This is a genomic window from Aminobacter sp. 01T433, from assembly GCF_056398585.1.
The window spans coordinates 35,367-59,691 of record NZ_JBFTPR010000001.1; the positions used below are offsets into that span (position 1 = coordinate 35,367).

A 24,325-nucleotide genomic window follows, 5' to 3' on the forward strand; every position below is an offset into this window, starting at 1 on the left:
TTTCGATCTGCCTTGCGCTGCAGCAAAGGAATTTGTTAACGCCGCTGGACAAGTGGTATTTTTTTGGTATTGTCGGCGAAAGGGAGAGACAGAATGGCGCCAAGGCGTACAGAAGCGGTGCACAAGGATGCCGGGGGCATTGATGCCCAGGCGCCCGATTCCGTTCTCCGCTTGCTTGCGGATGCCCAGGTCGAAGCTGCCCGCACTGTCCACGCTGCCATCCCCGAAATCGCTCAAGCCGCCGCAAAGGTTGCTGCTTGCCTCGCCGCCGGAGGCCGTCTTGTCTATGCTGCTGCGGGCAGTTCCGGCCTCATGGCGCTGGCTGACGCGCTTGAGCTTCCCGGTACGTTCGGCATTCCGCGTGAGCGCGTGTTCATCCTGCTGGCTGGCGGTACCGAGGCGCTGGTCAATCTGGCCGGTGGGCCAGAAGACGATGCCGACCAGGCCGAGCGCGATGTCGCTGCGACCGGTCTTGAGGCTGGCGACTGCCTGATTGCCATTTCCGCCAGCGGCTCGACGCCCTATGCGATGGGCGCGCTCAACAAGGCCAGGCGCCGGGGTGCGGCGACGATCGCCTTCGCCAACAATGCCGGCGCGCCGATGTTTGATCTCGCCGAGATTTCCGTGCTGCTGGCGACGCCGCCGGAAGTCGTTGCCGGCTCGACCCGCATGGGCGCTGGTACCGCGCAGAAGATCGCCCTCAACATGATGTCGACGCTTGCCGCGGTCCATCTCGGCCATGTCCATGACGGCTACATGGTCAATCTCCACGCCGACAATCTGAAGCTGCACGAGCGCGCCGCGGGCATCGTTTCTGAAATTGCCGGCTGCGGCACCGCCACGGCGAAAAGCCTGCTCGAAAAGAGCGGCGGCTCGGTGAAAATGGCGATCCTTTTGGCTTCGGGCGCGGCAAGCCCCGAGGCGGCAAACCAACTTCTGGATGGGGCGGACCAGAAACTCCGGTCCGCACTGTCGAAGCTCGAGGGGAGCAGAGGCTCTCATCAGTAGAGGCCCGAGGGAAAGTAAACAGGGAGAATGGAAATGAAACACAGGTTGCTTACTGGACTACTGATGGCGTCCAGCATTCTCGGCTCTGCCGGGATCGCGCTCGCCCAGGACAAGACGCTGACCATCGAAAGCTGGCGCAATGACGACCTCGCCATCTGGCAGGAAAAGCTGATCCCGGCGTTCGAAGCCAAGAACCCCGGCATCAAGGTGGTGTTCGCGCCGACGGCTCCGACCGAGTACAACGCCTCGCTCAACGCCAAGCTCGACGCTGGCTCGGCTGGTGATCTGATCACCTGCCGTCCTTTCGATGCCTCGCTCGAGCTCTACAAGAAGGGCCAGCTCGCCGATCTGACCACCCTTGCCGGCATGGAGAATTTCTCCAATGTTGCCAAGTCCGCCTGGCAGACCGACGATGGCAAGGCGAGCTTCTGCGTGCCGATGGCCTCCGTCATCCATGGCTTCATCTACAACAAGGATGCCTTCGAAAAGCTCGGCATCGCCGTGCCGGCGACCGAAGCCGAGTTCTTCGCAGCCCTCGACAAGATCAAGGCTGACGGCAACTTCATCCCGATGGCGATGGGCACCAAGGATCTCTGGGAAGCCGCGACCATGGGCTACCAGAACATCGGCCCGAACTACTGGAAGGGCGAAGAAGGCCGTCTGGCGCTGATGAAGGGCGAGCAGAAGCTGACCGATGCGCAGTGGGTCGCGCCTTTTGCGACGCTCGCCAAGTGGAAGCCTTATCTCGGCGACGGTTTCGAAGCCCAGACCTATCCGGACAGCCAGAACCTCTTCACGCTCGGCCGCGCCGCCATCTACCCGGCCGGCTCGTGGGAGATCTCGACCTTCAACACCCAGGCTCAGTTCAAGATGGGTGCCTTCCCGCCGCCGGTCCAGAAGGCTGGCGACACCTGCTACATCTCCGACCACAACGACATCGGCCTTGGCCTCAACGCCAAGAGCCCGAACGCCGATGCCGCAAAGACCTTCCTGACATGGGTGGCTTCGCCTGAATTCGCGACCATCTATGCCAATGCGCTGCCGGGCTTCTTCAGCCTGAATTCGGCTGCGGTGAAGATGGAAGATCCGCTGGCTCAGGAGTTCGTCTCCTGGCGCGAGAAGTGCAAGCCGACGATCCGCTCGACCTATCAGGTTCTGTCGCGCGGCACGCCGAACCTCGAAAACGAGACCTGGGTCAAGTCGGCCAACGTCATCAACGGCACGGAGACCCCGGAAGCCGCTGCTGCCGAGCTGCAGAAGGGCCTCGACAGCTGGTTCAAGCCGGCTAAGTAAGATGCAGCGGGCTTGATGCTCGCTCCGGAGGGCGCCCGTTCGGCGGCGCTCTCCATCCCCTTGCGACTTCGAACCTCGCGGAATCGAATTGAGGGGTTGAACGATAGCGCCCAAAGATGCGCTACTGCTTCCGACTGCCGTTGGCGGGAGGCACCGCAGAGGTCCATCCTCGCAAGTCAGATCAACGGCCCTGAACGGCCGGGCCAGGGAATTTGAGATGTCGGAGCAAAGCCTAGAGCATAGCCAAGACAAGAGACCGACGCGCTGGCATATCGCCGTTTTCCTGGCGCCGGCACTGCTGGTCTACACCGCCGTGATGATCCTGCCGCTCTTCGGCACCCTGCAGCTGTCGCTGTTCCGCAACATCGACAACGCGCAGGTGTTCTCCGGCTTCGACAATTTCCGCACGCTGTTTGGCGATCCGCGCTGGGCGGCGTCGTTCTGGAACGCGCTGGGCAACAACACCTGGTTCTTCATCATCCACATGGTGGTGCAGAATCCGATCGGCATCGTGCTCGCGGCCCTGCTGTCGAGCCCCAGGCTCCGCTTTTCGGCCTTCTACCGAACGGCCATCTTCATCCCCACCATCCTGTCCTTCGTCATCGTCGGTTTCGCCTGGAAGCTGATCCTGAGCCCGCTCTGGGGTGTTGCGCCCAATCTGCTCGACCTTATCGGTCTGAAAAGCCTGTTCGTGCCGTGGCTTGGCAAGGAAGAATACGCGCTGACCACGCTCGGCCTGATCTCGGTGTGGCAGTTCGTCGGCATCCCGATGATGCTGATCTACGCCGCCATGCTGTCGATCCCCGAAGAGGTCATCGAAGCGGCCGAATGCGACGGCGTCACCGGCTTCTCCCAGTTCTGGAAGATCAAGCTGCCGCTGATCCTGCCCTCCATCGGCATCATCTCGATCCTCACCTTCGTCGGCAACTTCAATGCCTTCGACCTGATCTATTCAGCACAGGGCGCGCTCGCAGGTCCCAACTACGCCACCGACATTCTGGGTACGTTCCTCTACCGCACCTTCTTCGGCTTCCAGCTGCAGATCGGCGACCCCAACATGGGCGCCACCATCGCCTCGATGATGTTCTTCATCATCCTCGCTGGCGTGTGCCTCTATCTGTTCCTTATCCAGACGCGGCTGCGCCGCTACCAGTTCTGAGGGCGTCATGAGCAAGGCTGCCACATCCCTGCCACGCAGCATCGGCGCACATGCGGTGCTGCTGACCTACACGGTCATCGCGTTGTTTCCGGTGCTGGTCATCGTCGTCAACTCGTTCAAGTCGCGCAACGCCATCTTCCGTTCGCCCTTGTCGCTGCCGACCACCGAGACCTTCGACCTCATCGGCTACAAGACGGTGATGGCGCAGGGCGACTTCATCCAGTATTTCCAAAACAGCCTGATCGTCACAGTCGCCTCGCTGTTCTTCGTGCTGTTGTTCGGCGCCATGGCAGCGTTCGCGCTGTCGGAATACCGCTTCAAGGGCAACACGATGATGGGCCTGTACCTGGCCCTCGGCATCATGATCCCGATCCGCCTTGGCACGGTCGCCATCCTGCAGCTGATGGTGGCATCCGGGCTGGTCAACACGCGGACCGCACTTGTGCTGGTCTACACGGCACAGGGCCTGCCGCTCGCCGTCTTCATCCTGTCCGAATTCATGAAACAGGTGTCGGATGACCTCAAGAACGCCGGGCGCATCGACGGTCTCAGCGAATACCGCATCTTCTTTCGCCTTGTGCTGCCATTGATCCGCCCGGCGATGGCCACCGTCGCCGTCTTCACCATGATCCCGATCTGGAACGACCTGTGGTTCCCGCTGATCCTGGCGCCGTCAGAAGCGACCAAGACCGTCACCCTTGGCGCCCAGGTCTTCATCGGCCAGTTCGTCACCAACTGGAATGCCGTGCTGGCAGCGCTCTCGCTCGCCATCCTGCCGGTGCTGGTCCTCTACTTCTTCTTCTCGCGGCAATTGATCCGCGGTATCACTTCCGGAGCCGTCAAGTGACTACACAAAAGCCCCTTCGCGTCGTCGTAGCCGGCCTCGGCAACATGGGCCGTAGCCACGCGCTCGCCTATCACAACAACCCCGGCTTCGAGATCGCGGCCCTGGTCAACCGTTCCGACGTACCGCTGCCGGCGGGCATGGAGGGTTACACGATCCAGCGTTCCTTCGAGGACGCGATCCGCGAGTTGAAGCCCGACGTCGCGTCGATCAACACCTATTCCGACAGCCACGCCGACTACGCCGTCATGGCGCTTGAGGCCGGCTGCCACGTCTTTTTGGAAAAGCCGCTGGCAACCACCGTCGCCGACGCCGAGCGCGTCGTGGCTTGCGCCAAGGCCAATGGCCGCAAGCTGGTCATCGGCTACATCCTGCGCCATCACCCCTCCTGGATGCGGATGATCGCCGAAGCACGTGCGCTGGGTGGCCCTTACGTCTTCCGCATGAACCTCAACCAGCAGTCTTCCGGCCACAAGTGGGACACCCACAAGCAACTGATGAAGACGACCTCGCCGATCGTCGACTGCGGCGTGCATTATCTAGACGTCATGTGCCAGATCACCGACGCCGATCCGGTCGAAGTGCGCGGCATGGGCTTGCGCATGACCGACGAGATCGACCCGGCGATGTACAATTACGGCCATCTCCAGGTGCTGTTCGCCGACGGTTCGGTCGGCTGGTACGAAGCCGGCTGGGGCCCGATGATGTCGGAGACGGCCTTCTTCGTGAAGGACGTCATTTCGCCCAAGGGCAGCGTGTCGATCGTGGTCAATGAGGCGACTACCAAGTCGGACGACGTCGATTCCCACACCAAGACCAGCATGATCCGGGTCCATCGCGCCGACCTCGGCGCCGACGGCCATTTCCTGCGTGCCGACGAAGATCTGTCGATGAAGGACGAGCCCGGCCACCAGGGACTGTGCGACCGCGAGCAGGCCTTCGTGCTCAAGGCGATCCGCGAGGACATCGACCTTACCCGTCACATGGATGACGCCGTCAAATCATTGCGCGTGTGCCTGGCAGCCGACGAAAGCGTCCGCACCGGCCTGCCCGTCAAGCTTTAAAGAGAGGGAATAGCCTGTGGGATCTCTCAAGATCGAAAACGTCAAGAAGTCCTTCGGCCCGGTCGACGTGCTGAAAGGCATCGACCTCGAGGTCAAGGACGGCGAGTTCGTCGTTTTTGTCGGCCCCTCGGGCTGCGGAAAGTCGACGCTGTTGCGCATTATCGCCGGCCTTGAGGACGCAACGTCTGGCGACGTGCTGATCGACGGCCAAAAGGTCACCAACACGCCGCCGTCCAAGCGCGGCATCGCCATGGTGTTCCAGACCTACGCGCTTTATCCGCACCTCACCGTGCGCGACAATATGAGCCTCGGCCTCAAGCAGGCCGGGACGCCCACCGCCGAGATCGACCAGCGCATCGCAGCGTCCTCGGCCATGCTGTCGCTTGAGCCCTATCTCAAGCGCCGCCCGGCCGAACTGTCCGGCGGCCAGCGCCAGCGCGTCGCCATCGGCCGCGCTTTGGTGCGCGAGCCAAAGCTGTTCTTGTTCGACGAGCCGCTGTCGAACCTCGATGCCGCACTTCGCGTCAACACGCGCCTGGAGATCGCCCAGCTGCACCACCGGCTCAAGGCGACGATGGTCTACGTCACACACGACCAGGTCGAGGCCATGACGCTCGCCGACCGCATCGTTGTGCTCAATGGTGGTCGCGTCGAGCAGGTCGGTGCACCGATGGAGCTTTACAACCAGCCGGCTAATCTTTTCGTCGCCGGCTTCATCGGCTCGCCCAAGATGAACTTCATCGACGGTGCCCGCCTCGGCGAAACCGCCAAGACCGTCGGCGTCCGCCCCGAGCATATTCTGGTCAGCGATACAGCTGGCGCCTGGAAGGGCACTGTCATTCACGCCGAACATCTCGGCGCCGACACCAACGTGTTCCTGGAAACCGAAAAGGCCGGTTTGATCACCATTCGCCTGTTTGGCGAATACCAGACCGGCCCCGGTGCCACGCTCTATGCCACGCCCGACGCGGCACGGACCTACCGCTTCGACGCTGATGGCAGGGCGGTGGGCTGACGATTGATTTTGCGGCGCGAGAAGGGCGACTAACCCCCCTCTCCGTCACGGCTTCGCCGTGCCACCTCTCCCCATTTCATGGGGCGAGGAAACGCCAATCTCGAAGGGCGCAACCTGCCAGAACTCGGTTCCTCGCCCCCACCAAGTGGGGGAGAGGTGGCGAGCGAAGCGAGCCGGAGAGGGGCTATTGCCGCCTCAGGTGTTCCATCGCCGCGCTGTCCACGCCGCCATCTCCAACCACCACCCCGAACATCTGCGCCGCCTGCTCGCGGGTGTAGTACCCCAGCCCGACATCGCGCAGCACCAATTCCGGGTCGCGTAAGAACGGATCGCCATAGCCGCCGCCGCCGGGCGTGCCGACGAGCACACGGTCGCCTGCCTTGAGCGGAATGTCCTGCTCTTTCGACAGATGCGGCGGCACATGCGGCTGCCCGTTTCGAAACACCGTGACGGTATTCACCGCGCCATCCTGGCCGCCCAATGCGCCCTGCGGGCCAAAGCGGCCATGGTCCATGACGAAGGACGCGCGTGCCTCGCCGCGCAACAGTTCGATTTCGTAGGCGAGGCCGAAGCCGCCGCGCTGTTTTCCTGCACCCCCTGAGCCTTCCCGCAGCGCGTATTGGCGGTAGAGCACCGGATAGGCCTGTTCCATGATCTCGACCGGCGGCGACTTCGAAATGCCGATGGTCGAGCAGCCGTTCGACAGCCCGTCATGGCCGGCATTGCCGCCATAACCGCCGCCTGAGATCTGGTACATGACATAGTCGCGGCCGCGTGCGGGATCATGGCCGCCAAGCGCGAAATTGCCGCTCGAGCCGGCTGGCGACGCTGTCACCTTGTCGGGCGTTGCCTGCACCATCGCTGCGAAGACGGCTTCCGCGATGCGCTGCGACACCTCCGCCGCGCAGCCCGAAACGGGCCTGGGATAGCGCGCATCGAGGAATGTGCCTTCAGGACGCTTGATGTGGAGCGGCTCGAAGGCGCCGGCACTTATCGGTACATCGGGGAAGATGTGGCGCATGGCGAGATAGACCGACGACAAGGTCGTTGCCAGCACGCTGTTCATCGGCCCGGCGCAGGGTTTGGACGAGCCGGAAAAGTCGAAGGTGAGCGTGTCTCGGGCCTTTTCGATCGAGAGCGCAATGGTCAGCGGTGCATCGACCACGCCGTCGGAATCGACAAATGCGCTCGATTGATACGTGCCGTCGGGCAGGGCTGAGATATGCGCCCGCATCTGCTCCGCCGCGCGCCGGCGCAATTCGGCAATCGCCTCTAAAACCGTTTCATCTCCGTAACGATCCAGAATCTGGAACAGCCTGTCTTGCCCGACATAAAGTGCAGCCGCCTGCGCCCTGATGTCGCCGATGCGCTGGTCGGCGACCCGGATGTTCGAGCAGATGATGGCGTAGATCTCGGGGTCCATCGCCCCTTTCTTGAACAGCTTGACCGGCGGCAGGCGCAGGCCTTCCTGCTCGACGGCCGTCGCGGAAGCAGAAAAGCCGCCCGGCACCGACCCGCCTATGTCGGGCCAGTGGCCGGTGTTCGACAGCCAGCAAAAGATTTTGCCTTGGCGCCACACCGGCATGGCGAAACGCACATCCATCAGATGCGTGCCGCCGAGATAGGGGTCGTTGACGATGTAGACGTCGCCTTCCTCAGGCGGCCGGCAGCGGCCGTCAGCGATCATCTCGATGATCGTTTTCGTCGAATACTGCATGACGCCGACAAACACCGGCAGGCCTTGCGAGCCCTGCGCGATCAGCGCGCCGTCGACCGCCGAATAGATGCCGTCGGAGCGGTCGTTGGCCTCGGCGATGACGGGCGAAAACGCGGCGCGTGAGAATGTCAGGTCCATCTCATCGCAGGTCTGCTGCAGCGCTGCCTGGATGACGGAAAGGGTGATGGCGTCGAGGGTCATGGAACGACCTCGCTCGCCGCGGAGCAGGTCGGGGAGTGGAAGGGAGCCATGATCGTGGCCGGCCCTTCCCGCCGTTTACCCCCACCCCTAACCCCTGCCCACAAGGGGGAGGGGAATGTCCTCGTCGTCGCTTGGCTCCAGACAACTGAAGGTTCGGGATCGATGCCGCAAGATTCCCCTCCCCCTTGTGGGCAGGGGTTAGGGGTGGGGGTGCTTTCAGTAGTTCGTGACAGAACGACCATCATCTCCCCACCTCGACGATGATGTTGCCATCCCGGTCCGAGCGAGCCCGGTCGCCCGGCTCCAGCACGGTCGTCGCGTCCATCTGCTCAAGGATCGCAGGTCCGTCAAAAATAGCATCCAGCGGCAGCTTTTCGCGCTCATAGACAGGCGTGTCATGCCAGGTGCCTTCGAACCACACCGGACGTATCTCGCGCAGCGCACCATCCAAGGTCGACGCCCGTCCAGCCGGATCGATCAGCCGGCTGAGGTCGACGTCGGGGCGCACGCCTGTCACCGAGGTGTTGAGATTGACGAGATTGGCGCGGATTTCCGGCAGCTCGACCTTGAAGCGGGCGAAATAGGCCTTTTCGAACAGGCCCTGCAGGGTGGCGCGATCGATATCGGGCGATGGCAGCGGCACGTTGATGATGTGGGTTTGGCCGACGAACTGCATGTCGGCCGAGTGGCTGACGCGGATGCTCTGGGGCCGGATCGCCTCCTTCGCGATCAGTGCCTCGCCTTCCGCTCGATGGCGCGCCAGCACCTCGCGGACGCGTTTTTCATCGAGCATCGCCACCGGCTGGTTGAGCGTGTTGACGAAGTCATGGCGCAGGTCGGCAACGACGCAGCCGAGCGCATTGGTGATGCCCGGCCTAGCCGGCACCAGCACGCGCGGCAGGCCAAGTTCGCGGGCCAGCGCCGAGGCATGCAGCGGTCCAGCACCACCGAAGGCAAACAGCGTGAAATCGCGCGGGTCATGGCCGCGCGACACCGACACCATGCGGATGGCCCCGGCCATCTTGATGTTGCCGAGCCTGAGCACCGCTCCTGCCGCAGCCGTCCCGTCCAGCCCGGTCGCCTTGCCGATCCTGTCTTCGAAGATTTTCCGTACCGCTTCCACAGTCACCGGATTGTCGACCGCCAGCAGCTTTTTCGGGGAGAGCCGTCCGAGCACCAGATTGGCGTCGGTGATGGTAGGCTCGGTGCCGCCGCGGCCATAGCAGATCGGTCCGGGATTGGCCCCGGCACTCTCCGGCCCGACCTGGATCAGCCCGGAAGCGTCGACGCGCGCGATCGAACCGCCGCCCGCACCTACAGTATGGACCGCGACCATCGGCACATGGATCGGCATCGCATATTCGATCTCGATCTCGTTCGATACCGCAGGCTCCGCGTTGAGGATCAGCGCCACGTCGGTCGATGTGCCGCCCATGTCGTAGGTGACGAGGTTTTCAAAGCCGGCGCGCCGGCCTGTATAGGCGGCGGCGATGACGCCCGAGGCCGGGCCTGACATCACGGTCTTGGCTGCCTCGCGGGTGACGAACCGTGCCGAGATCATGCCGCCATTGCCGTTCATGATCAGGAAATCGCTGCCATAGCCGCGTGTCGCAAGCTCGTCGCGCAGCCGCGCCACGTAGCGTTCGAGGATCGGCTGCACCGCCGCATTGACCGATGCGGTGACCCCGCGTTCGAATTCGCGCGCCTCCGAAAGCAGTGAATGCCCGGTCGTGATGTGGCTGTTGGGCCAAAGCTCGGCGGCGATCTCGGCTGCGCGTCGTTCATGTGCCGGATTGGCATAGGAATGCAGGAAGTGGATGACCAGCGCTTCGCAGCCCGCCGCGAGAAGCTCGGCCACCGCCTTGCGCAGGCCGTCCTCGTCCAGCGGCTCGCGCACATGTCCCGAGGCTTCGACGCGCTCGGAGACTTCAAGCCTGAGATTGCGCGGGATCACCGGCACGAAAACGCCAGTCATGCCGTAAGCCTGCGGCCGCGTGCGCCGGCCGAGTTCGATCACGTCGCGAAAACCGCGCGTGGTGATCATGCCGGTCCGAGCCAGCCGCCGCTCCAGCACGGCATTGGTGGTGGTCGTCGTGCCATGCACGATGAGGTCGATATCGGCGATGGGAAAGCCGGTTACAGCGAGCGCTGCGATCACGCCATGTGCCTGGTTTTCGACCGTCGTCGGTGTCTTGGCGATATGGACCGCGCCATTGTTGGCACCGTCGATCAGCAGCAGGTCGGTAAAGGTCCCGCCCACGTCGATGCCCGCCACGACATTTCCCGCCATTGCGGGAATTTTCTCGTCCATGGACTAATCCCGAAAAGCCCGGACTACGATCATGTGCCAGTTTAGAAAGGCGTTTTAGGCCACAATCTTGACGCTGAGATCATTTGTATACTAATTAATGGGCTGAACAAGGCTCCACATTTTGCCTGTATTTCCGCAGCGCGCCGGTGAAAAACAGCCGCCCGCGCTTGGCGAGAGGTTTGATCGATGAACACCGCAGCAGCGCTGAAGACGGTCGACGCAAAGCCGCTCCAGTTCCCTATCCCTGCCAATGTTTATGCCGAAACGGTGGTTTCGGTGAAGCATTATACTGATCGCCTGTTTGCCTTCCGCATCACCCGGCCGCAGTCGCTGCGCTTCCGTTCGGGCGAATTTGTCATGATCGGCCTGCCCAATGCCGAAAAGCCGGTCTTCCGCGCCTATTCGGTGGCGAGCCCGTCCTGGGACGACGAACTTGAATTCTTCTCGATCAAGGTGCCGGACGGTCCGCTGACCTCTGAGCTTCAGAAGATCGAGCCCGGCGACACCGTGCTGATGCGCCAGAAGTCGACCGGCACGCTGGTTCTCGACGCGCTGACCCCGGGCAAGCGCCTGTTCATGATCTCGACCGGCACCGGCATCGCGCCCTTCGCCAGCCTGCTGCGCGACCCCGACACCTATGAGCGCTACGAGCATGTCGTGCTCACCCACACCTGCCGCGATGTTGCCGAGCTGGCCTATGGCCAGGAACTGGTCGCCAATCTCGAAAACGACCCGCTGATCGGCGAGCTGACCCATGGCCGCGTCACGCTTTACAACTCGACGACGCGCGAAACCTCCGAGCGCATGGGCCGCATCACGGCACTGATCTCGTCGGGCAAGTTCTATTCCGATCTCGGCATTGAAAAGCTCGACCCTGCCACCGACCGCATCATGATCTGCGGCTCGATGCACATGCTCAAGGACGTCAAGGAACTGGCCGAGAGCCTCGGCTTTGTCGAAGGCTCACTCAACGAGCCGGGCACCTTCGTCGTCGAGCGCGCCTTCGTCGGCTGACGTAAGCCAGGGCAGTAGGGGAATAGGGCAGTAAGGCAGTAAATTGACCTACTGCCCTATTCCCCTACTGCCTCAGCTAATCTTCGCTAGAAGCTCCAGCAACATCGCCGCGTCCTTGGACGACAGGGGGGACAGCGTTTCCTCTGTGATCGTCTGTGCCAGCGGTACAAGCTCTTCCACCAAGCGCTGGCCTTCGTTGGTCAGGCGGACCATCAAGCGCCGCTTGTCGGCCTCATGCTTGGCCAGTTGTACAAGGCCGCGTGCATGCAGACGGTCGATCACACCCTTGACGGTCGCCCCATCCATGGCGATCAGCGCGCCAAGCTGGTTCTGCGAGGTCTCGCCGACATCATGCAGCTTGGCCAGTGCCGCAAATTGCGGCGGGGTCAGGTCACCGATATGGGTGGCGAAGATCGCGACATGACGCTGATGCGCCTTGCGCAAGATGAAGCCTATCTGCTCCTGCAGATGGTAGGCTGCGTCCTGCTTCATCGCAGGCCATCCCAGGCCTTGATGTCGGCGGCGCTCAAACCGCCCATGCGATCGTGGATGCGGGGCCCGCAGGTCATCACCAGGGCGAAGACGATTTCGTCGGGCCTTGGCCCGTCGGGCAGGCCGACTTCCATGGCGTCGAAATGGCTGCGCACATAGGCGGCGTTGATGTGGCCGACAGGCACGTCGAGCCGGGCACCGAAACCACCCACTTTCTTGGCCGAGGGCACGATTGCCTTGGCTTCGCCGAGCCGTTCGCGCATCGCGTAGCCGCCGGGCACATGCCACAGCGCCCCATGTTCGAGCTCACCGGCGGAGCCCACGATGGCGCCCTTGCCGTAGCCGTCGATGATTTTTGGGTCGCCACCGAGTGCTGCGATCAGCCGGTCAGACAGCATCAGCCCGAGCGGCTTCAAATCTTCCATCGCGCTTTGCAACTCTTCGACATAGCGGCCGGCGAAGGGGTTCTTGACCACGGCGAGCGCCGCCGCGCGCCGCCGGGGCACATCCTTTGCCGGGCCGCCGTCATGGAAAATCTCTTCGACCGTCACGGTGATCTTGCGGATCGGAAATTCAGGCATGGATCGGCATCCTCCTCATCGAAACATCCGGTATGGCCGCAAACGACTTGCCGCTGACGCGGTGTTCACCTGCGAGGAACAGCGCGGCACTCTGGACCAGACCTTGGCGGCGGAACGTGTCGGCGAGCTTGAGCCCGGCATCGAACGCCGCATCGGTATCTCTAGGGGACAGAGCGCCGACACCTGTTGTCACCAGCCTGTCGCCGAGGTCGCTGTCTGGGGCCAGTTCGCACGCCGGTTTGCGCTGGATTGCCGGGTACCCCGGCAAATCAACCGCGTTGGCGATCAGCGTAGCTGCTGCGTCCGCCGCTGCCCCGCTTGCCGCCAGCACGGTCACCGCATCGGCGATGCCGAGTGAAAAGCTGCGGCCGCGCCAGCCGCTGGTGGCGATGCCGCGCACCGGATCTTCGGCGCTTATCGTCAGCCGGTCGGCGAAGCCGTGCCCGGTGCCGGCGATCGCCACTGAAATTCGCTCGCCAGGCGCGATATGCAGCGCGATGTCGCCGCCATTGTTGATGTAGGCACGCTCGAGTTGGCGTCTCAAAACCATCGCCGCCATCATCTCATCCGCGACCGCGCCGGCAACTGCCGCCATCGGGGTGATGAAATCTTGCGCAAGCGGTACGACGGCAGCCTCCATGCGCCGTGCCGTTGGGCCTGCAAACCGCCGCGCTTTGCTGGAAGCAGGTCTGCGAAGCTCGGTGAGTTCGCCGACGAGTTCGCCAAGGAGGGTCTGGAAACGTTCGGCGGCCTGCCGGTAGGCGGCGTGCACTTCCTCCCCTTCGCCGAAAGCCTCGACGATCAGGTCGATTGGCCCATGGTTGAAATGCAGGCGGTGCCCGTCCGGCAGCCAGCTGATCTCCGGGCCATTCATGGCAAACCGCCGGTCCGGCGCAATTGCGCGAGCGGCGGCCACGGGTTGCCCGCCCCGGCCGGTTCCGTCGCCCGATCGTTGAAATATTCGCCGCCGCGCCTGAGCACGTCGTCAATGCTCCTGATCTCAGCCCCGTAGCCACCGAGCGCCAGATAGTCGTCGCGGCGCAAGGTGAACTCGATCGGCGCCACCAGCGCTGGCGTTGGCACATAACCGAAGGCGTTGTCGGGCACGCGCGTCACGTCGACCATCAGCGTGATGCCGCCGCCCGGCCAGACATAGACAGGCGCGCCACCGACGGTGACATAGGTCTTCAGCCCTTGCACGGAACGCGTGAGATTGACCGGGTTTTCGGTCACGCCGGCGCGCAGGGAACCGCCGGCACCACCGACAAACAGCACCGTACACAAAGCCGGCTCACAATTATCCTCGATCAACCCAACCGATTTCCTGAGCCGGTCGGGAAATGCCTTCTCGACGGGCCTGAGGTCGTCGTCGAGTTCGTAATAGGCGAACTGTTCGCCTGTGGTCGAAACCATCAGCAGGCTTAGGCCGGGCCGCGCGCCCTTCCTGGCGTTCCATTCGCCGAGGATGTCGAGCGGGTCGGAGATGCTTGTGCCGCCCCAACCGAGCCCCGGCTCAGACACCTTGAAATAGCGCCCCGGCGTCGAGCGTCGGCCAAGGATCTTGATCCCGGTTTCTTCCCACCCCAAAACCTTGCCGGCCTGGTGTTCGGAGACCACACCGGTGATGTGGTCGTCGACCACCACTACCTCGTCGACCAGCCCGCGCCATTGTCGCGCAAACATGCCGATGGTCGCCGAGCCGCAGCCGACACGCATGCGGTGTTCGACAGTGCCGTCGATGACGGGTGGGCGGCCTGCCTCGACGATGACAACGGCGCCGCCGTCGATGGTCAGCTCCACCGGCTTGCGGTTGCACAGGTTCAGCAGCGTGTCGCAGGTCACCCGGCCTTCCGCCTTCGACCCGCCGGTCAGGTGATGCACCCCGCCCAGCGACAGCATCTGCGAGCCATATTCGCCTGTCGTCACATGGCCGACCGCCTCGCCCTCAGCGCGCACCGTCGCCGTTTCGGGGCCGAGATGCCGGTCGGTGTCGATCTTCACCTTGACGCCGCAATACGAAAAGATGCCCTCCGTCACCACCGTGACGAGGTCGACGCCCTCGACCTCCTGGCTGACGATGAAGGGGGCCGGCTTGTAGTCGGGATAGGTGGTGCCAGCACCGATGGCGGTGACGAAGCGCTGGCCGGTGTTGACCAGCTCGCCGTCCCAGGCCGCGCCTTCAAACGGCACGACCGGATTGCCGCTTTCGACCGCATAGTCGAGCACGCGCACCGGGTCGCAGCGCACGATCTTGCCGCCGAAATTGCCGTAGCGGTCGCAGGCGCCCGTGCGCCCTTCGGCGATGTAGCACATGACCGGGCAGGCATCGCAGCGCAGCTTTTCACCCGCCTGCTTGTCGCCGGGTTCGTGGCCTTCGAAACGCTCCGACAGCTCGTTCATGAACGTGCCTCCGCCTTGCGGATTGCTTCCACAATGCGCGTCGGCGTTGCCGGTACCTTGGTCACCAACACGCCCGTGGCATGACGAATGGCGTTGAGGATGGCGGGTGCTGTCGGGATCAGCACATGCTCGCCCAAACCCTTGGCGCCAAAGGGTCCTTCCGGGTCCGGAACTTCCACGAGGATGGTCTCGATCGGCGGTACGTCGCCGATGGTCGGGATCAGATAGTCGTGCAGGTTTTCCGTCCGGCCGGGGATGTATTCTTCCATCAGCGCCATGCCGATGCCCTGAGCGATGCCGCCTTCGATCTGGCCTTCGGCAAGCCGCGGATTGATCGCCTTGCCGACGTCATGTGCTGCTGTGATCTTGATCACTTTCACTGTGCCAAGCGCGAGGTCGACCTCGACTTCGGCGATCTGGGCACCATAACCATAGACCGCATAAGGCTTGCCTTGGCCCTTGGCGTCGAGCGGTGCCGTCGGAGGGTCGTAGCTTTCCTCCGCCGTGAAAACGAGGCCGTCGGCGTCGGGCTCAAGCAGCGCGAGATCGATGCGGCGGCGCTCGCCACCCTCATGCACCAGCAGCAGGCCACCTTCCAGCTGTAGCGATGCCTCAGGGGAGACGTTGGCGAAGCGCAGGATCTTTTCGCGCAATGCCCGGGCGGCCTTCTCGGCAGCCTTACCCGAGACATAGGTCTGGCGCGAGGCCGAGGTCTTGCCGGCATCGGGCGTGATCGCCGTATCGGCACTGCGCAGTACGAAATCCGACAGCGGCAGGCCAAGCGCGTCGGCGGCGATCTGGGCGATGACAGTGTTCGAGCCCTGGCCTATGTCGACGGCGCCCTGATGCAGCATCACCTTGCCGTCGGGCGCGATGCCGAGCTTGATCATCGAGGGATTGGGCAAGGACGTGTTGCCGCAGCCATACCAGCACGAGGCAATGCCGACGCCACGCTTTTTGGCCGTATTGGCTGCGTTGAATTTGTCCGCGTCGGCCAGCGCGCGCGCCCAAAGCGAGGCCAATGCTCCAAGGCATTCGCCGATGCCAACGCCGGCTTCAAGCAGGTGTCCAGTCACCGTTTCGGAACCGTTCCGAAGCGCGTTCTTCAGACGAAACTGCAGCCGGTCGATGCCGAGCTTGTTGGCCAGCTCGTCATACAGCGTCTCTTGCATCAGCGTCGCTTGCGGTACCCCAAAACCGCGGAAGGCGCCCGACACCGGGCCGTTGGTGTGGATGGCGCGGGCGGTGGCCCTGTAGTTCGGCGTGACGTAGGGCCCTGAGGCATGGACCGGCACGCGGTTGGCGACGGTCGGGCCGAAACTGGCATAGGCGCCGGTGTTGAACGCGCCTGAAAAAACCATGCCGCGAATGGTGCCGTCGGCGTCGGCCCCGATGGTCGCCTGCATCGCCGCCGGGTGGCGCTTGGTGGTCGATGCCATCGATTCATTGCGGCTATAGGCGAGTGCGGCCGGCCGGCCGGTTTTCAGCGCAACGAGCCCGATCAGCGGCTGCAGCGACAGATCGATCTTCGACCCGAAGCCACCGCCGGTTGCCGTCGGCACGATGCGCACCTTGTCCGGCGCCAGACCCAATATTCGTGCCGTGTCGTCGCGGTCGAGATGTGGTGCTTGTGTGCAGGCAATAATGGTCAGCGTGTCGCCATCGACAAAGGCATGGCCGGCTTCAGGTTCGATATAGGCGTGTTCGACATAAGACGTCTCGATGCTGCCGGAGACGACGCAGGCGGCATTTTCCAGTGCAGCCTCAGGCTCGCCGCGCTCGACCAATCCCCGCACCAGCAGATTGCCTGGGCGGCCGGCATGGACCAGCTTCGCGTTCGCTGCCGCCGCCTCGGCAGGTTCCATCAAGGCCGGTAGCTCGTTCCAGCGCACCGGGAATTTTGCGAGATCAAGCTCGCGTGCGGCCCAGTTTTCGCAGGCGACCAGCGCCACCGCCTCGCCACGAAACCGCGCCGCACCCTCGGCCAGCGCCGGCTGGTCGGCGAAGGGCGGGATCACGCCGAAACTGTTGATGCCTGGGATATCCCTGGCGGTGAAAACCGCAACGGCCCCGGCATTGTCGGTGACGTAAGCGTCGAGATCGCCGAACGAGAATGCCGCGTGGTGATGCGGCGAGCGGACGACCAACACCACAAGCGCATCAGCGGGAAATGAATCGCCGCCGAATTTTTCCGCGCCCGTCACCTTCGGCACGCCATCGAGCCTGACAGGAGAAGCGCCAACGGCCTGGCCTGCGGGTGGGAGGCGGAAGTCGAGGGGCATGACGTGCTCATGCGCGCCCATCACCGCCTGAACAATCTTGCGATAGCCCGTGCAGCGGCACAAAATCCCGCCGAGCGCGTCCTGCACTTCGGTCTCGCTTGGCTGCGCATTGCGTTCCAGAAGTGCTGTCGCTGTCACCAGCAGGCCAGGCGTACAGATGCCGCATTGGGCCGCGCCATGCGCCAGGAACGACGACTGCAGTGCTGACAGGCTGCCGTGTCCGAGTCCCTCCACGGTGCGGACTGAAGCACCTTCAACCGAGGCCGCCGGCAACAGGCAGGCGCAGACCGGCTCGCCGTCGAGCAGCACGGTGCAGGCACCGCAGTCGCCGGCATCGCAACCCACCTTGGTGCCGGTCAGCTGCAGGTCGTCGCGCAGGATGGACGACAGCCGCCGCATCGGTGCCGCCGACACCGAAACCGGCGCGCCGTTGACAGTGAAGCTAATCGGCGCGCGGTCGGTTTTCATGCGGCCACCCGTTTCTGAGAGCCGTAGGCGGCCTGCAACAGCGCGCGCGTAACGATCTCGCGCGCCGCCATGCGCCGATATTCGGCACTGCCGCGCACATCGTCGATGGGTGACAGTTCGGTCAGTCCAGCGTCGTTGACGATCCCGGCTATGTCATCCGCCCGATGCCCGGCAAGTGCTGCCTCAAGCGGGCGAAGCCGCTGTGCCACTGCCGAGCACGAACCCACCGTGACTACGGCCTTGGTAATCCGCCCATCTGTGTCGAGCACGATCCGCGCTGCTGTCATCGCGATCGAAATGACGAGGTAGCGCCGCGCGCCGAGTTTGACGAAAGCCGAATGTCCCGTAGCCGAGGCCTTGGGGATGCGCAGCGCCGTCACCATCTCGTCCTGGCGCAGCCTCGTCTTGCGGTTGCCGGTGATGAATTCGCCAAGCGGCAGGAGCCGAATTTCGTGCCGCGCCCTCAATTCCACCTCGGCATCGAGGATGAGCAGAGGTGGCACACCGTCGGCTGCAGGCGAAGCGTTGCAGATGTTGCCGGCCACGGACGCCACATTCTGGATCTGGATCGAGCCGATTTCGCGCGCTGCCTGCTTCAACGCGTCGAAGGCCGGCGGCAGTGGGGCCTTCAGTACCTCGGTCCAGCTTGTGCGTGCGCCGATGCTGAAATGGCTTTCGCTTTCGGCGATGCCGCGCAGTTCGGCCAGGCCATTGATGTCGAGCACGTCTTCGAAAAGCGGGCGATTTCCGAGGGCGGGGTAAAAATCGGTGGCGCCGGCCAGAATTCGCCACGACCCTTCGCTGAGCAGCGCGAGCGCTTCGTCGAGTGTTTTGGGTTTCGCGTAACGGGTCACGCAATGCCTCCCGGCTGGCCGCCGGACAAAATCATTCGCATGCAAATGATAGCTCGCTCAGGCCTTTTGTCAAAGCCCGGATTGCATGTTGCGGGCGGCCGCCCTGTCCAAGTTGCAGGTTGACGCGCGCTTCCATCTGACCCAGTTTCGGCGGCCCGAAAACCCAGCCAGATGGAGGCTCCATGGCCACCGACGCGCTCATCGTCATCGATCTGCAGAACGACTTTTGCCCCGGCGGCGCGCTTGCCGTGTCAGGCGGCGACGAGATCATTCCGCTGGTCAACGACCTCATCCGCAACACCGAGCACGTCCTGCTGACCCAGGACTGGCATCCGGCCGGCCATTCGAGTTTCGCCTCCAGCCATCAGGGCAAGCAGTCGTTCGAAAGCATCGACATGCCTTACGGTACCCAGACGCTTTGGCCTGACCACTGCATCCAGGGCAGCCGCGGTTCCGACTTCCATTCCGGCCTCGCCTGGGCCAAGGCAGAGCTTGTGGTGCGCAAGGGTTTTCGCCTGGGCATCGACAGCTATTCGGCTTTCTTCGAGAACGACCACCTCACGCCGACCGGCCTCGCTGGTTATCTGCGCGAGCGTGGCATCGGCGAAATCACGCTGGTTGGGCTGGCCACCGATTTCTGTGTCGCTTATTCGGCGATCGATGCCGTCAAACAGGGCTTTGCCACCACGGTGCGGCTCGACGGCTGCCGCGCCATCGACCTCGGCGGTTCGCTCGAAACGATGATCGGCAAGATGCGCGACGCAGGCGTGACGCTCGTCTGACAGCGACCGGACAGTTTGAAATAGCCGGCCCACGTGCCGGTGTTGAGGGGACGGAATGAATTTCTCGCGTTTTGCGGCAGTGCCTGTGGCGCTGGCGGGTGTGCTGTTGAGTGTTGGTTCGGCTTTTGCCGCCGAAGAAAGCCTGCCCGGTGCCGCCATGTCCTTATGGTGGGCACTGCCCTTCGCCGGCCTGTTGCTGTCCATCGCCACCGGCCCGCTGCTCTATCCGCATGTCTGGGAGCATCACTACGGCAAGATCACTGCCGCGTGGGCAGCACTTGTCATCGTGCCGATGGCGCTATTTTTCGGCTTGAATGTCTCGGCAGAGGCGGTACTTCATACGCTTCTGCTCGAATATATGTCCTTCATCATCCTGCTGTTCGGGCTGTTTACCATCGCTGGCGGCATTCTGGTGGCCGGCAACATCCAGGGCACGCCTCTGGTCAATGCCGGGCTTTTGCTGACCGGCGCGCTGCTCGCCTCGGTCGTCGGCACGACAGGTGCCTCGATGATCATGATCCGCCCGGTCATCCGCGCCAATGACAACAGGCGCTTCAACGCGCATGTCGTCGTTTTCTTCATTTTCCTGGTGTCCAATATCGGGGGCTCGCTGACCCCGCTCGGCGACCCGCCGCTGTTCGTCGGCTTCCTGCGCGGCGTCGATTTCTTCTGGACGACCGCCCATCTCTGGCGCGAGACGCTTTTTGTCGGCGGCATCGTGCTTGCCGTTTTCCTTGCGGTCGACTGGTATTTCCATAGCCGCGAGCAGGGCCAGCCCAAGATCAAGGACCCGACGCCGCATTCGAAGGTCCGCATCCGCGGCCTCGCCAATATCGCGCTTCTGGCTGGTGTCATCGCCGCCATCTTGTTGTCGGCGTCGTGGAAGCCGGGTATCGCCTTCACTATCCAAGGTGTTTCGGTCGAATTGCAGAACCTTGTGCGCGATGCCATCATCCTGGTGCTGGCCTTCGTTTCGCTGGTCGTCACCCGCAAGGAATATCGTGCCGCCAATGGCTTTTCCTGGGCGCCGATCCTTGAAGTGGCAAAGCTGTTTGCCGGCATCTTTATCTGCATCGTACCGGTCATCGCGATCCTGCGTGCCGGACTCGACGGCGCGTTTGCGCCGCTGGTCTCGCTGGTCACCACGCCCTCGGGCGCACCCAATGACCTGGCCTATTTCTGGCTGGCCGGAGTGCTTTCGTCCTTCCTCGACAATGCCCCGACCTATCTGGTGTTCTTCGAATTGGCGGGTGGCGACCCCAAGGTCTTGATGACCCAACTCGCCAGCACACTGGCGGCGATCTCGGCGGGCGCGGTGTTCATGGGCGCCAACACCTATATCGGCAATGCGCCCAACTTCATGGTCTATGCCATCGCGCGCGAACGCGGCGTGAAGATGCCCGGCTTCTTCGGTTACATGCTTTGGTCGGGCGCGGTGCTGATCCCGACCTTCGTGATCGCTGGGTTTGTTTTCTTCGCCTAACCGACGCCGACGTAGCGGCGCACCAGCGCTGGATCATCGCGTAGCTGCGCGACGTCGAGCGTCTCGCGGTTGCGGCCGTTTTCGATGAAGGCGACGCGGTCGGCGACGGACAAGACCGCCTCGACGCGCTGCTCGACAAGGATGGTCGACACGCCGCGCCCCCGCAACCCGGCCACCGTCTCGCGGATCTTTGCGATCATCGACGGCATCAGGCCTTCGGTCGGCTCGTCAAGCAGCAGCACCTCGGGCTCGAGGCACAGCGCGCGTGCCATCGCCAGCATCTGCTGCTCGCCGCCCGAGAGCGTGCCCGAACGCTGCTTCAGCCGGTCGCGCAGCAGCGGGAACAGTTCGAGCACGGCTTCGCGCACCGCCTTGCCCTTGTTGCGCGCCATCAATCCGATCTCGATGTTTTCGGCGACCGTCAGTTCGGCGAACAATCGCCGACCCTGCGGCACATAGGCGACGCCGGCTTTCGGCACCTCATGGGCGGGCAACTCGGTCAATTCACGCTCGCCGAGCCTTATCGAACCGGCACGGGCCGGCACCAACCCCATGATCGCCTTCAGTGTCGTTGTCTTGCCAGCACCGTTGCGGCCGAGCAGGCACAGCACCTCGCCCTTGTTCAGTTCGAGGTCGAGGCGATGCAGCACCTGCACCTCGCCATAAAAGCAGTCGAGCCCCGATATCGTCAGCGCAGCGCTCATGCCTCACCCCCAGGCGCGGTGCCGAGATAGGCGTCCTGCACGGCGGTGTTGGCGCGGATTTCCGCGGGCGCGCCTTCGGCCAGTATCCTGCCTGAATTGAACACGGTGATGCGCTGGGCAAGTTCCATCACGACCTGCATGTTGTGCTCGATCAGAAGCACCGTCGCGTCCTTGGCGATCTCGCGCACAAGAGCGATGAAGTTCTCGATCTCGCCGTCCGACAGACCTTGCGTTGGTTCATCGAGGATCAGCAGCCGTGGCTTGAGCGCCAGTCCCATCGCCACTTCCAAAAGCCGCTGGTGGCCGTAGGCAAGCGTACCGGCCTGCTCATGTGCCCGGCTGGCCAGTCCGACGCGCTCGAGCGCCTCCATCGCGCCATGATGCACCGCGCCGCGCGAACGCCCGTCGGTCAGCGTGCGCTGCACCGGTAGGGCCACGTTGTCGTAGGCGGAGAGATTGGCGAATACGCTGGTGATCTGGAACGTGTAGGCGATGCCTCGCCGCACCCTCAGATGCGCCGGCATTTTGGTGATGTCCTCGCCGTCGAAGACGATGGATCCGGCGTCCGGCGCATAGCGGCCGCAAACTAGGCTGACGAAGGTCGTCTTGCCGGCACCGTTGGGGCCGATGACCGCGCGGATCTCGCCTGTCTCAAGCGCAAAATCGACATCGTCGACAGCGCGCAGGCCGCCGAAGTGGCGCGACAGTCCCTTGGTGGTCAAAAGCGGCGTCATGGCAGCCACCTGACCCAGCGCTCGCGCACCGTGCCGAGAACGCCTTTGCGGAAATAGAGCACGAGCAGGATCAGCATTGCGCCGACGACAAGCATGTAGGCCGAGGTGTAGCCGCTGGCGATGTCGATGACATAATACATGAACAGCGTGCCGAGCAGCGGCCCAAGCGTGGTCGCAGCACCACCGAGCAGTACCCACAGCAGCGGCAGGATCGAATATTGCACCGAGGCGAAGGTTGAGCCGACATAGCCGAACAGCAGCGCATAGGCGGCACCCGCGGCGGCACAGATCATTCCTGAAGTGACCACCGCCGCCAATTTGTTGGCGAAGGTGTCATAGCCGAGCATCCTTGTCCGCTCCTCGTTTTCGCGAATGGCGACCAGCACGCGGCCATGGCGTGAGCGGACGATGGCTAAGGTGGTAAGCAGCGCCGCCGCAAACAGCGTGACTGCCATCAGGTAGCGCGTCGTTGGGTTGGTCAGGTCGAGCGTTTGCGCGCCAATAGTGATCTGCCGCGCCTGCTGCTGCAGCACCAGTCCTTCGTCGCCGCGCGTCCATTCGCCAAAATAGAGCGTGGTCAGATAAAACACCTGCGCAAACATCATGGTCACGATCATGAAGGCGACGCCAGTTGTTCTGAGCGCCAAGAGCCCGACAACCAGCGACACGACAAGACCCGCTGCGATGCCCGAGCCGAAGGCTGCCGGCACGCTCCAGCCGAGATGGTAGAGCGGGAGGCCTGCACCATAGAGCCCGGCCGAAAAGAACATGGCGTGGCCGAGGCTGAGCAGCCCGACATAGCCGAACAGCATGTTGTAGCCTATGGCGAAGACGGCGAGCACCAGCACGCGGGCAAGGACGCCGTGGTGATATTCGGGAAGCACGAAATTGAGCGCAACCAGCAGCGCTATCACCGCCACGTGCAACGCATAAACCTTTGCCGTAGCACCTTCCCAGTTCATTTAGCGGCCGTTCCAAACAGGCCTTGCGGCCGGAACACCAGCACCATGGCGACAACGAGCGTGGCGATGATCTTGGCGAGCGTCGGGGAGAAGAACACCGAGACGATGCCGTCCGACACGCCGATCAGAAGGGCGGCCACCACCGTCCCACGCAGCGAGCCGAGCCCGCCTATGATGACGACGATGAAGGACAACAACAGCGGGTCGAGGCCCATCAGGTAATGCGCCTGTTGGATCGGCACGATCAGAACGGCTGCAACGGCTGCAAGCATGGCGCCAAGCGCAAACACCGCGCCATAGACGCGCCCGACCGGGATGCCGAAGGCTTGTGCTGTTTCGCGGTCATATTGGGTTGCCCGCATGATGAGCCCGATCCGGGTGCGGGTCAGCACGAACCAGGTGGCGAGCAGCAGGATCGCGGAGGCCGCGATGATCGACAGCCTGTAGCCGGAATAGCCAAACCAGGGCAGCTGGATGCGGTAATTGAAGGGCGGCGCTACCGGCCGTGCCTCTGGGCCATAGAAGGTGAGGGCCAGCTGCTGGATGATGTAGAGCAGGCCGATGGTGGCAACGATGGTGGCTTCGGGATTGTATTCGAGCCGGCGCAGCACCAGACGCTCGGCAACCCAGGCGATGGCGCCGACGATCAGCGGCGACACCACCAGCGCAACCGCGAAGCCGAGTGCGGGGTGGCCGGTCATTGTGGTGGTGATCGCCCATGCTAGCACCGCACCCAGCATGAAGAACTCGCCATGGGCGACGTTGACGATGCGCATGACGCCGAACACCAGCGACAGCCCGAGCGCGGTCAGCGCCAGCACCGCCGAGGTGACGAGGCCTTCGAGGGTGGCAAGCAGGAGGTGGGGGAAGAAGGCCATTCAGGTGATGATCGTCTGGCAAGGGTAGCGCTGCCCCTCACCCTTACCCTCTCCCCGTAAACGGGGCGAGGGGGGCGTC

Annotated in this window: 21 protein-coding genes; 9 read left to right on the forward strand and 12 right to left on the reverse strand. The window is 63.4% G+C overall.

The genetic code is table 11. From position 1 onward, the window contains the following. Positions 1 to 93 precede the first annotated feature (93 nt). From AC1DLV_RS00180 to AC1DLV_RS00205, 6 genes are all read left to right on the forward strand, one after another. Complete coding sequence (locus tag AC1DLV_RS00180) at positions 94 to 1,008, forward strand: N-acetylmuramic acid 6-phosphate etherase (RefSeq protein WP_476800556.1); 915 nt, start codon at positions 94 to 96, stop codon at positions 1,006 to 1,008. 33 nt (positions 1,009 to 1,041) lie between these two features. Beyond that, positions 1,042 to 2,301, forward strand: a complete 1,260-nt coding sequence (locus AC1DLV_RS00185; RefSeq protein ID WP_476800555.1) for an ABC transporter substrate-binding protein — start codon at positions 1,042 to 1,044, stop codon at positions 2,299 to 2,301. Between the two features lie 217 nt (positions 2,302 to 2,518). Then, positions 2,519 to 3,460: a carbohydrate ABC transporter permease gene (locus AC1DLV_RS00190; protein WP_476800554.1), complete on the forward strand. Its 942-nt coding sequence runs from the start codon at positions 2,519 to 2,521 to the stop codon at positions 3,458 to 3,460. Between the two features lie 7 nt (positions 3,461 to 3,467). After that, positions 3,468 to 4,307 (forward strand): carbohydrate ABC transporter permease, encoded by an 840-nt coding sequence (locus AC1DLV_RS00195; RefSeq protein ID WP_476800553.1) that lies wholly within the window; start codon positions 3,468 to 3,470, stop codon positions 4,305 to 4,307. Then, the gene (locus AC1DLV_RS00200) at positions 4,304 to 5,368 is read left to right on the forward strand and encodes a Gfo/Idh/MocA family protein (protein WP_476800552.1); all 1,065 of its coding nucleotides are present in this window, start codon (positions 4,304 to 4,306) and stop codon (positions 5,366 to 5,368) included. Before AC1DLV_RS00195 ends, AC1DLV_RS00200 begins: the two co-directional genes overlap by 4 nt. A 16-nt stretch (positions 5,369 to 5,384) precedes the next feature. Continuing rightward, positions 5,385 to 6,383: an ABC transporter ATP-binding protein gene (locus tag AC1DLV_RS00205; RefSeq protein WP_476800551.1), complete on the forward strand. Its 999-nt coding sequence runs from the start codon at positions 5,385 to 5,387 to the stop codon at positions 6,381 to 6,383. 184 nt (positions 6,384 to 6,567) lie between these two features. Here AC1DLV_RS00205 and AC1DLV_RS00210 read toward each other — a convergent pair whose 3' ends face one another. Continuing rightward, entirely contained in the window at positions 6,568 to 8,301 is a 1,734-nt protein-coding gene (locus AC1DLV_RS00210) for a hydantoinase B/oxoprolinase family protein (RefSeq protein WP_476800550.1), read from the reverse strand. A 241-nt stretch (positions 8,302 to 8,542) separates the two neighbouring features. Beyond that, positions 8,543 to 10,612 carry a hydantoinase/oxoprolinase family protein gene (locus tag AC1DLV_RS00215; protein ID WP_476800549.1) on the reverse strand — a complete coding sequence of 690 codons (2,070 nt, stop codon included), beginning with the start codon at positions 10,610 to 10,612 and terminating at the stop codon, positions 8,543 to 8,545. Between the two features lie 186 nt (positions 10,613 to 10,798). Here AC1DLV_RS00215 and AC1DLV_RS00220 point away from each other — a divergent pair, with 186 nt between their 5' ends. After that, positions 10,799 to 11,626 (forward strand): ferredoxin--NADP reductase, encoded by an 828-nt coding sequence (locus AC1DLV_RS00220; protein WP_476784237.1) that lies wholly within the window; start codon positions 10,799 to 10,801, stop codon positions 11,624 to 11,626. Between the two features lie 72 nt (positions 11,627 to 11,698). Here AC1DLV_RS00220 and AC1DLV_RS00225 read toward each other — a convergent pair whose 3' ends face one another. Genes AC1DLV_RS00225 through AC1DLV_RS00250 form a run of 6 tightly spaced genes read right to left on the reverse strand, consistent with a single transcriptional unit; the run spans position 11,699 to position 18,703 of the window. Then, positions 11,699 to 12,118 carry a MarR family winged helix-turn-helix transcriptional regulator gene (locus AC1DLV_RS00225; RefSeq protein WP_476800548.1) on the reverse strand — a complete coding sequence of 140 codons (420 nt, stop codon included), beginning with the start codon at positions 12,116 to 12,118 and terminating at the stop codon, positions 11,699 to 11,701. Further along, the gene (locus tag AC1DLV_RS00230) at positions 12,115 to 12,699 is read right to left on the reverse strand and encodes an amino acid synthesis family protein (protein WP_476800547.1); all 585 of its coding nucleotides are present in this window, start codon (positions 12,697 to 12,699) and stop codon (positions 12,115 to 12,117) included. Before AC1DLV_RS00230 ends, AC1DLV_RS00225 begins: the two co-directional genes overlap by 4 nt. After that, positions 12,692 to 13,573: a UPF0280 family protein gene (locus tag AC1DLV_RS00235; protein WP_476800546.1), complete on the reverse strand. Its 882-nt coding sequence runs from the start codon at positions 13,571 to 13,573 to the stop codon at positions 12,692 to 12,694. The genes AC1DLV_RS00230 and AC1DLV_RS00235 overlap by 8 nt, the downstream gene beginning before the upstream one ends. Then, positions 13,570 to 15,099 (reverse strand): 6-hydroxynicotinate reductase, encoded by a 1,530-nt coding sequence (locus AC1DLV_RS00240; protein ID WP_476800545.1) that lies wholly within the window; start codon positions 15,097 to 15,099, stop codon positions 13,570 to 13,572. Before AC1DLV_RS00240 ends, AC1DLV_RS00235 begins: the two co-directional genes overlap by 4 nt. Continuing rightward, on the reverse strand, positions 15,096 to 17,849 hold the full coding sequence (locus tag AC1DLV_RS00245; protein ID WP_476800544.1) for a molybdopterin-dependent oxidoreductase: 2,754 nt from the start codon (positions 17,847 to 17,849) through the stop codon (positions 15,096 to 15,098). The genes AC1DLV_RS00240 and AC1DLV_RS00245 overlap by 4 nt, the downstream gene beginning before the upstream one ends. Beyond that, on the reverse strand, positions 17,846 to 18,703 hold the full coding sequence (locus tag AC1DLV_RS00250; protein WP_476800543.1) for an FAD binding domain-containing protein: 858 nt from the start codon (positions 18,701 to 18,703) through the stop codon (positions 17,846 to 17,848). The genes AC1DLV_RS00245 and AC1DLV_RS00250 overlap by 4 nt, the downstream gene beginning before the upstream one ends. 182 nt (positions 18,704 to 18,885) lie before the next feature. Between AC1DLV_RS00250 and pncA the strand changes: the two genes are divergently transcribed. Both pncA and AC1DLV_RS00260 read left to right on the forward strand, forming a co-directional pair. After that, positions 18,886 to 19,485 (forward strand): bifunctional nicotinamidase/pyrazinamidase, encoded by a 600-nt coding sequence (gene pncA, locus AC1DLV_RS00255; RefSeq protein WP_476836085.1) that lies wholly within the window; start codon positions 18,886 to 18,888, stop codon positions 19,483 to 19,485. 55 nt (positions 19,486 to 19,540) lie between these two features. Next, positions 19,541 to 20,968, forward strand: coding sequence for a sodium:proton antiporter (locus AC1DLV_RS00260; RefSeq protein WP_476836086.1), 1,428 nt, complete (start codon positions 19,541 to 19,543; stop codon positions 20,966 to 20,968). Here AC1DLV_RS00260 and AC1DLV_RS00265 read toward each other — a convergent pair. The 4 genes from AC1DLV_RS00265 to AC1DLV_RS00280 are packed head-to-tail and all read right to left on the reverse strand — an operon-like array spanning position 20,965 to position 24,246. Beyond that, positions 20,965 to 21,672, reverse strand: coding sequence for an ABC transporter ATP-binding protein (locus AC1DLV_RS00265; protein ID WP_476800540.1), 708 nt, complete (start codon positions 21,670 to 21,672; stop codon positions 20,965 to 20,967). The genes AC1DLV_RS00260 and AC1DLV_RS00265 overlap by 4 nt on opposite strands. Beyond that, entirely contained in the window at positions 21,669 to 22,406 is a 738-nt protein-coding gene (locus AC1DLV_RS00270; RefSeq protein WP_476800539.1) for an ABC transporter ATP-binding protein, read from the reverse strand. The genes AC1DLV_RS00265 and AC1DLV_RS00270 overlap by 4 nt, the downstream gene beginning before the upstream one ends. Further along, positions 22,403 to 23,368, reverse strand: a complete 966-nt coding sequence (locus AC1DLV_RS00275) for a branched-chain amino acid ABC transporter permease (protein ID WP_476800538.1) — start codon at positions 23,366 to 23,368, stop codon at positions 22,403 to 22,405. The genes AC1DLV_RS00270 and AC1DLV_RS00275 overlap by 4 nt, the downstream gene beginning before the upstream one ends. Then, positions 23,365 to 24,246, reverse strand: a complete 882-nt coding sequence (locus AC1DLV_RS00280; protein ID WP_476800537.1) for a branched-chain amino acid ABC transporter permease — start codon at positions 24,244 to 24,246, stop codon at positions 23,365 to 23,367. The genes AC1DLV_RS00275 and AC1DLV_RS00280 overlap by 4 nt, the downstream gene beginning before the upstream one ends. Positions 24,247 to 24,325: the final 79 nt, after the last annotated feature.